This is a genomic window from Streptomyces sp. NPDC058637, assembly GCF_042717325.1.
Lineage (GTDB): Bacteria > Actinomycetota > Actinomycetes > Streptomycetales > Streptomycetaceae > Streptomyces.
Genome location: NZ_JBHXRD010000066.1, coordinates 1 through 7,947, shown reverse-complemented (window position 1 = coordinate 7,947; position 7,947 = coordinate 1). Strand labels below are relative to the sequence as shown.

The window sequence follows — 7,947 nt, the reverse complement described above, 5'->3', positions numbered from 1 at the left end:
TGCGGGCCGGGGGGCGTCCCCCGGGCGCCGAGCCGTTGGTTTCTATTTTGTATGGCCTCGCCCCCCGCTCGCGGGTCGCCGCGGCGGGGGTGGTCGCCCGGGGCGGCTCCCGGCCGTGTCCGTCCGGTGCCAGGCGATGCGGCCGGGGAGACCGCGGAGGCGTTCAGCGGGGCGACTCCGGCGGCCGCTGGCGCGGCATGTTGGGCCGGGTCACCGAGGGCATGGTGAGCCGGGTCGGATTGGCCTGCTCCGGCCGGCCGCCCACACCCCCCGACATCAGCGACTGCATCCCCATGGGGGCGGGCCCGGCCCGGAACTCCACCATCCAGTCCGCCGTCTCCATGCGGACGAGCTCGGTGATGTCCTCCGAGAAGCGCCGCAACACCCCCAGGCACCGCTCCGCGGCCTCGCTGGCCGTGCCCTCGGTGGGCCCGAGCACCTCCCGCACGCACTCCGACGCCCAGTCGAACTGCAGCACCTGGAGGCGCCGCTGCACGGCCTGTGCCGTCGCGAGATTCCTTATCCAGCCCGAGGTGAGTCCGAAGTACCGGTCGCAGGCCATGCAGGCCGCGCCCAGCAGCAACGACAGATAGCCCCAGCCGGCCGACCCGCGCAGCTCCCCGGTCAGGTCGAGCAGCGGCAGGGCCGCGCCCGCGACCACCCCGGCCGCCGTGCCGAGCCGCAGCAGCCTGGCCACGCGCCGCTTGCGGATCCGGTCGTGCAGATACCAGTCGGTGGTCTGCAGGGCGCCCGCCTCGACCCAGCGGTAGAGCTCGTCGAGCCGTTCGGCGGGTTCGCCCCAGTCGCCGAGGGGGAAGGCGCGACCTGCCAGGTCCCGGGGACCCGAACCGCAGCGCGAACCGGACCGATCGGTTCCGGTACCGGCACCGGATCCCGCGCCGGACTCCTTGCGGTGCGGCCCCTCGGGCTGCATCTCCGGCTGACTCACCGGGGCACTCCTCTGCACTCTGGGTTCGGCGCGTATCGGCGCACGACTACGCGGATCGGCACGGCTCTCCGACATGAGTGGGGGCGGATTCCGGCATATGACCGGAGCCCCACCCGTGTAACTCTGCGTTACCTGGGATGTGCGTACGTGTACGGATACGCCTGCTCTTCCTACCGCCGAATGGTGGGCCGCGGGGTCGAAATCGCGGGATTCCCGGGTGGGCACGGCCTCTGGTCAGGTATAGGAGCACGACAGGCCCTTTCTGAAACTCACCCGAAAGAGTTGGTCCCCGGTGGGTGGGGCACGGCGTCCGGCGAACACGTAGGCTCGGCGTACCGAAACAATCCGTTGTCGAAATGCCAGGAGTGACCGTGATTCCGGGTGGCCAGCCCAACATGCAGCAGCTGCTCCAGCAGGCCCAGAAGATGCAGCAGGATCTTGCCGAGGCCCAGGAGGAGCTGGCCAGGACCGAGGTCGAGGGACAGGCGGGCGGCGGGCTCGTGAAAGCCACCGTGACCGGGTCCGGCGAGCTCCGCGCCCTGGTGATCGACCCCAAGGCGGTTGACCCGGAGGACACCGAGACGCTCGCCGACCTCGTGGTCGCCGCGGTGCAGGCGGCGAACGAGAACGCGCAGCAGATCCAGCAGCAGAAGCTGGGCCCGCTGGCCCAGGGCCTGGGCGGCATGCCCGGCCTCCCCTTCTGACGTACCGACTTCCAGGACCTATGGCTACCCGGGCGTACCGGCTACGGTACGAGCAGGATTAGGGAAAGGCGTTTCCGTTGTACGAAGGCGTGGTTCAGGAGCTCATCGACGAACTGGGCAGACTGCCCGGCGTCGGCCCCAAGAGCGCGCAGCGGATCGCCTTCCACATCCTGCAGGCCGAGCCCACCGACGTACGCCGTCTCGCCCATGCCCTCCTGGAGGTCAAGGACAAGGTCCGCTTCTGCGAGATCTGCGGCAACGTCGCCCAGCAGGAGCGGTGCGGGATCTGCCGGGACGCGCGGCGCGACCGGACGGTCATCTGCGTGGTCGAGGAGCCCAAGGACGTCGTCGCGATCGAGCGGACCCGTGAGTTCCGGGGCCGCTACCACGTGCTCGGCGGCGCGATCAGCCCGATCGAGGGCGTCGGCCCCGACGACCTGCGGATCAGGGAGCTGCTGGCGCGGCTCGCGGACGGTTCCATCACCGAGCTGATCCTGGCGACGGACCCCAACCTGGAGGGCGAGGCCACGGCGACGTACCTCGCCCGGATGGTCAAGCCGATGGGCCTGCGGGTGACCCGGCTGGCCAGCGGCCTGCCGGTGGGCGGCGACCTGGAGTACGCGGACGAGGTCACGCTCGGCCGCGCGTTCGAGGGGAGGCGGCTGCTCGATGTGTGACCCGGCACCTGATGTCGGCTTTACGTTCGGCGACGTTATGTTCTACCCACCGTTCGCGACCGTGCCCACGGGAGGTCCCCTCGATGTCTGACGCCACGCTGAACTCCGTCACGCAGGATCCGGACGATTTCGCCGTCCAGATCGCGGACCAGATCAAGACCTTCATCGTCGCGGTCACCGAGGTCTCCAAGGCCGAGGAGCCCGAGGAGGCCGTCCCGGTCCTGCTCCTGCAGGTCTCCCAGCTGCTGCTGGCGGGCGGGCGTCTCGGCGCGTACGAGGACATCCTCCCGGACGAGCGCTACGAGCCCGACCTGGGCCCCGAGCCGGACGCCGACGGCCTGCGCGAGCGCTTCGCGGCCCTCCTGGAGCCGATCGACGTCTACTCCGAGGTCTTCGACCCGTACGAGCCCCGCAAGCCCCCCGTGCCGCACCGCATCTCGGACGACCTGGCCGACCTGGTGACGGACCTCGGTCACGGCCTGGCCCACTACGAGGCGGACCGCACGGCGGAGGCCATGTGGTGGTGGCAGTTCTCGTACTTCTCCAACTGGGGCTCCACCGCGTCGGCGGCCCTGCGCGCCCTCCAGTCCCTGATCGCCCACATCCGGCTGAACCAGCCGCTCCAGGAGCTCGACGGCCTGGACACGGACCAGGACCCGGGCGACGGCGACCTGGCCGAGGAGGCGGGCCGCGTGATGGCCGAGGAGATCGCGGGACCGCTGGGGCTGCGGCCGGTCAACTAGGGCCTCTCGCCCGGAACCGGCGTGTGTCGTGGGACACAGGCAGGCGTGCGGGGCAGGTGAGTGGGCAGCAGCCCGCTACGAGCGGTTCGGGCGACACGCCGGACCGGGTGGTGGGCGGGACATCTCACCATCCGGTAAGGACGGGTCGATTCCGGGCTGCTCGTTAGACTGAGCCGACCGCACCATTATTGAGCGAGGAGCGCACGTGGGCCTTGTCGTGCAGAAGTACGGAGGCTCCTCCGTAGCCGATGCCGAGGGCATCAAGCGCGTCGCCAAGCGAGTCGTCGATGCCAAGAAGAACGGCAACCAGGTGGTTGTCGTGGTGTCAGCGATGGGCGACACGACGGACGAGTTGATCGATCTCGCCGAGCAGGTATCCCCGATGCCTGCCGGGCGTGAGTTCGACATGCTGCTGACCGCCGGAGAGCGGATCTCCATGGCCCTGCTGGCGATGGCGATCAAGAACCTGGGCCATGAGGCCCAGTCGTTCACCGGCAGCCAGGCCGGCGTCATCACCGACTCGGTCCACAACAAAGCGCGCATCATCGATGTCACGCCGGGCCGCATCCGGACCTCGATCGACGAGGGCAACATCGCCATCGTCGCCGGGTTCCAGGGCGTGAGCCAGGAGGGCAAGAACATCACCACCCTCGGCCGCGGCGGTTCCGACACCACCGCGGTCGCACTGGCCGCGGCGCTGGACGCCGAGGTCTGTGAGATCTACACCGATGTGGACGGTGTCTTCACCGCCGACCCCCGGGTCGTGAAGAAGGCCCGGAAGATCGACTGGATCTCCTTCGAGGACATGCTGGAGCTGGCCGCGTCCGGCTCCAAGGTGCTCCTGCACCGCTGCGTCGAGTACGCACGCCGCTACAACATCCCGATCCACGTCCGCTCGTCCTTCTCCGGACTGCGCGGCACCTGGGTCAGCAACGAGCCGCAAGGGGACCAGCAGGTGGAGCACGCCATCATCTCCGGAGTCGCCCACGACGTCTCCGAGGCCAAGGTCACGGTCGTCGGCGTGCCGGACAAGCCCGGCGAGGCCGCGGCGATCTTCCGTGCGATCGCGGACGCCGAGATCAACATGGACATGGTGGTCCAGAACGTCTCCGCCGCGTCGACGGGGCTGACCGACATCACGTTCACGCTGCCCAAGGCGGAGGGCCGCAAGGCCATCGACGCCCTGGAGCGCAACCGGGCGGGCATCGGCTTCGAGTCGCTGCGCTACGACGACCAGATCGCGAAGATCTCCCTGGTCGGCGCGGGGATGAAGACCAATCCCGGCGTCACCGCGGGCTTCTTCGAGGCACTGTCCGACGTCGGCGTGAACATCGAGCTGATCTCGACGTCCGAGATCCGCATCTCCGTGGTCACCCGGGTCGACGACGTCAACGAGGCCGTGCGCGCCGTGCACACCGCCTTCGGTCTCGACAGCGACTCGGACGAGGCCGTCGTCTACGGGGGCACCGGCCGATGACGCGGCGCCGCCCTTCGCTCGCGGTCGTGGGAGCGACCGGGGCGATCGGTGGCGTCATGCTCCAGATCCTTTCGCAGCACGCGGATGTCTGGGGCGAGGTGAAGCTGATCGCCTCCCCGCGTGCGGCCGGCCGCAAGCTGGTCGTACGCGGGGAGACGACCGAGGTCCTCGCGCTCGCCGAGGACGTGTTCGACGACGTGGACGTGGCCCTGTTCCTGGTGCCGGACGAGGTGTCCGCACGGTGGGTGCCGGTCGCCGCGTCGAAGGGCGTCGTGGTCGTCGACGACTCCGCGGCGTTCCGGCTGGACGCCGACGTGCCCCTGGTCGTCCCCGAGATCAACCCCCATGCCGTGCGGCTCAGACCCCGCGGCATCGTCGCGTCCCCGAACTGCACCACCCTGTCGCTGATCGTCGCGGTCGGCGCGCTCCACGCCGAGTTCGGGCTGTGCGAGCTGATCGTGTCGTCCTACCAGGCGGTCAGCGGTGCGGGCCGCGACGGCGTGGCCGCCCTGCGCGAGCAGCTGTCGCTGGTGGCTGGTACGGAGCTGGGCACGCGCCCGGGGGACGTACGGAGGGCGCTGGGCGACCGGGAGAGCGGCCCCTTCGCCGCACCTGTCGCGCTGAACGTCGTGCCGTGGGCCGGCACCGACGCCGGGGACGGCTGGTCCTCCGAGGAACTGGCCATCCGCGAGGAGTGCCGGAAGATTCTGGGCCTGCCGGACCTGAAGGTCACGGCGACCTGTGTGTACGTACCCGTCGTCGCCACGCACTCCATGTCCGTCCACGCCCGCTTCGAGAACGAGGTGACCGTGGACCGCGCACACGAGATCCTGGCGACCGCGCCCGGGGTGGTGCTCTTCGACAGTCCGGCGGCCGGTGACTTCCCCACGCCGTCCGATGTCGTGGGCACGGATCCGACCTGGGTGGGGCGGGTACGCCGGTCGATGGATGATCCGCACGCCGTCGAGATGTTCATCTGCGGAGATAATCTCCGAAAAGGTGCAGCTCTGAATGTCGCCGAGATTGCCGAATCCGTGGCCGGAGAATTTCCTCGGGTCTGATCGAACTTGTTTTGTAGGATCTGTGTGCGCCCTGTGGGGAACTCCCTGGTCTGAACCTCTTGAGCTGGGGCGTTGTCATATCCGACGATGATCTCCTGGCCCCCTGCAACCGCTAGTCGGCTGCGGCGCGTCTATGCCGTCACTTCTTGCGTGGCTGGATGCGTTTACGGGGCATTTGGGGAAGAGCAGGTACGAATGAGGGCATGTCGCACAGCATCGAACGCGGTGCCGTTCGCGTACAACCCTGACGGGGGGAAGCGTGTCCAACTGGCGTGGCAGAGGTTCTCGACATCACAGTGGTGGGCCCGTTGCGAGGCACTTCGGTGCGTCCGCTCCGGAGGCCCCGCGCAGCCGGCGGTATGCCGGTGATCGCGCCCATGCCCGCTGCGCGATCCACCCGGCTGCCGTCGCAGCGCGAGGGCGCTGAGGAGACGGTGGCGGCAGGAACCACGGTCGACCATCTCACCGAGACGTATCGCGCCCATTACCGGTCGCTGCTGGGCCTCGCGGCCCTCCTGCTGGACGACACGGCGTCCTGCGAGGACGTGGTGCAGGAGGCGTTCATCCGCGTGCACTCGGCGCGCAACCGGGTGCGCGATCCGGCGAAGACCCTGGCCTATCTCCGCCAGACGGTGGTCAACCTGTCCCGCTCCGCGCTGCGCCGCCGCATCCTCGGGCTGAAGCTCCTCTCCAAGCCGATGCCGGACATGGCGAGCGCCGAGGAGGGGGCCTACGACCAGCTGGAGCGGGACGCGCTGATCAAGGCGATGAAAGGGCTGCAGCGCCGCCAGCGCGAGGTGCTGGTGCTGCGTTACTTCTCGGACATGACGGAGGCCCAGGTCGCGGACGCGCTGGGTATATCGCTGGGTTCGGTGAAGGCGTACGGCTCCCGGGGGATAGCGGCACTGCGCGTCGTGATGGAGGCGCAGGCATGAGTGGCCCCGAACACAGGCACGACGATGACCGGACTGGAAACGGAATTGTGAACGACGGGCCGGACAACACCCCGCACACCGATCCCGAACAGGACGGTGGACCGGAGCGGAGCACGGACGCCGTCGACGGCGGCCCGGAAGAGGCCCCGGCCCTACGGCCGGTGGCGGACGACGTACCGGACGCCGCCACGAGGGAAGCCGCACCCGGGGCAGCCGCCACGAGGGCCGTACCCGGGCTGCGTGAGGCCGGTGCGCGTGAGGCGGCGGGTGCGCGTGAGGCCGGGGCGTCCGGCGGGGGCACGCTGACCGAGCTCTTCAAGGGCGGCGCTCCCGGCGGGACGGACATGGACGAGGTCGCGCTGCGCCACCTGCTGCAGGGCGCGGTCCGCGGCCTCGAACCCTCCGACGGCACCCTGGACCACCTGCACCGCGCGGTGCCCGCCCGGCGCGCCAGGCGGCGCCAGGCCGTGGTGGGCGCGGCGGCCGCGGCGCTGCTGATCGGCACGGCCGTGCCCGCGTTCGTCCACGTGGCGAATTCGGACGGCTCGGCCACCGCCAACCCGGCCATCGCGGGCCACGGCCAGCAGGCCCAGGGCGGCAACGGCGAGGACGCGGGTGCCGAGGCCGGCAGCGAGCAGAGCGCCGGGCCCGCGGCCCGGCAGAACGAAGGTGTGAACGGCGAGGCCGACAGCTCGACGGCTCCGTCCGTGGAGACGGGCGAGGAGGACGAGGGCAGCGGGACCGCCGGCCTGGAGGACTCACCGGGCGCCGAGGCGGCCTCCCTGCCGGTCTGCGGTGCCGACCAGCTCGGTGTCGCCTCCGCGCAGTCGGGCTCGGCGGGCGCGGACGGCACGGTGTACGGCAGTTTCCGGATCGCCAACGTGTCCGACAAGGGCTGTTCGGTGACGAGCGACGGCTCGGTGGGCTTCCAGGCGGGCGGCGCCGCCGACCCGCTGAAGATCACCGTCGTCCAGCACACCGCGGGCGACCCGGCGGCCGGGCTGCCCGATCCCTCGCTGGAGCCGGGCACGGTGCTGCTGAAGCCGTCCATGGCCTACGAGGTGCGGTTCGCCTGGGTGCCCTCGGACACCTGCCCGACCGGCGGAGGTTCGCCGAGCCCGACGCCCACGGACGGCGGCGGTGGCATCGGCGGTTCCACCGGGAGCGACTCGGGCTCGACGGACACGGCGGCGCAGTTCGGCAGTGCGGACGGCGGCCCGGCGGACGGCACCGTCGCGGTCACCCACACACCGGAGTCGGGGGCACCGACCGCGCAGACCACGATCTCCCGCGCCTGCGCCGGCACGATCTACCGCACCGGCGTCCTGGACGCCCCGTAGCAGGACCACCGCCCGGGCGAGCGCGCCCGGGCGTACGCGAAGAGGCCCGCCGGATCCGGCG

8 protein-coding genes are annotated in these 7,947 nt (G+C 70.6%); 7 read left to right on the top strand and 1 reads right to left on the bottom strand.

Annotated elements, in window-relative coordinates; genetic code table 11:
- Window positions 1-163: 163 nt before the first annotated feature.
- Window positions 164-949, bottom strand: coding sequence for an SLATT domain-containing protein (locus tag ACFWVP_RS34720; protein ID WP_384502152.1), 786 nt, complete (start codon window positions 947-949; stop codon window positions 164-166).
- Between the two features lie 371 nt (window positions 950-1,320).
- On the opposite strand from ACFWVP_RS34720, the gene ACFWVP_RS34715 reads away from it, so the two are divergent.
- The 7 genes from ACFWVP_RS34715 to ACFWVP_RS34685 all read left to right on the top strand — a co-directional run bounded on the left by ACFWVP_RS34715 (window position 1,321) and on the right by ACFWVP_RS34685 (window position 7,886).
- On the top strand, window positions 1,321-1,653 hold the full coding sequence (locus ACFWVP_RS34715; protein WP_384502154.1) for a YbaB/EbfC family nucleoid-associated protein: 333 nt from the start codon (window positions 1,321-1,323) through the stop codon (window positions 1,651-1,653).
- Between the two features lie 77 nt (window positions 1,654-1,730).
- A complete protein-coding gene (recR, locus tag ACFWVP_RS34710) occupies window positions 1,731-2,330 on the top strand; it encodes a recombination mediator RecR (protein ID WP_384502150.1) in 600 nt (199 codons plus the stop codon).
- 83 nt (window positions 2,331-2,413) lie between these two features.
- Entirely contained in the window at window positions 2,414-3,073 is a 660-nt protein-coding gene (locus tag ACFWVP_RS34705; RefSeq protein WP_384502148.1) for a DUF5063 domain-containing protein, read from the top strand.
- A gap of 205 nt (window positions 3,074-3,278) precedes the next feature.
- The gene (locus ACFWVP_RS34700) at window positions 3,279-4,550 is read left to right on the top strand and encodes an aspartate kinase (RefSeq protein ID WP_307126276.1); all 1,272 of its coding nucleotides are present in this window, start codon (window positions 3,279-3,281) and stop codon (window positions 4,548-4,550) included.
- Window positions 4,547-5,611: an aspartate-semialdehyde dehydrogenase gene (locus tag ACFWVP_RS34695; RefSeq protein ID WP_384502146.1), complete on the top strand. Its 1,065-nt coding sequence runs from the start codon at window positions 4,547-4,549 to the stop codon at window positions 5,609-5,611. The genes ACFWVP_RS34700 and ACFWVP_RS34695 overlap by 4 nt, the downstream gene beginning before the upstream one ends.
- A gap of 359 nt (window positions 5,612-5,970) precedes the next feature.
- Window positions 5,971-6,546, top strand: a complete 576-nt coding sequence (locus ACFWVP_RS34690) for a SigE family RNA polymerase sigma factor (protein ID WP_384502144.1) — start codon at window positions 5,971-5,973, stop codon at window positions 6,544-6,546.
- Window positions 6,543-7,886: a hypothetical protein gene (locus tag ACFWVP_RS34685; RefSeq protein ID WP_384502143.1), complete on the top strand. Its 1,344-nt coding sequence runs from the start codon at window positions 6,543-6,545 to the stop codon at window positions 7,884-7,886. The genes ACFWVP_RS34690 and ACFWVP_RS34685 overlap by 4 nt, the downstream gene beginning before the upstream one ends.
- Window positions 7,887-7,947 lie beyond the last annotated feature (61 nt).

Coding starts and splice junctions, on each gene's coding strand:
- ACFWVP_RS34690 (WP_384502144.1), top strand. CDS start 5,971: ATGCCGGTGATCGCGCCCATGCCCGCTGCGCGATCCACCCGGCTGCCG.
- ACFWVP_RS34695 (WP_384502146.1), top strand. CDS start 4,547: ATGACGCGGCGCCGCCCTTCGCTCGCGGTCGTGGGAGCGACCGGGGCG.
- ACFWVP_RS34685 (WP_384502143.1), top strand. CDS start 6,543: ATGAGTGGCCCCGAACACAGGCACGACGATGACCGGACTGGAAACGGA.
- ACFWVP_RS34705 (WP_384502148.1), top strand. CDS start 2,414: ATGTCTGACGCCACGCTGAACTCCGTCACGCAGGATCCGGACGATTTC.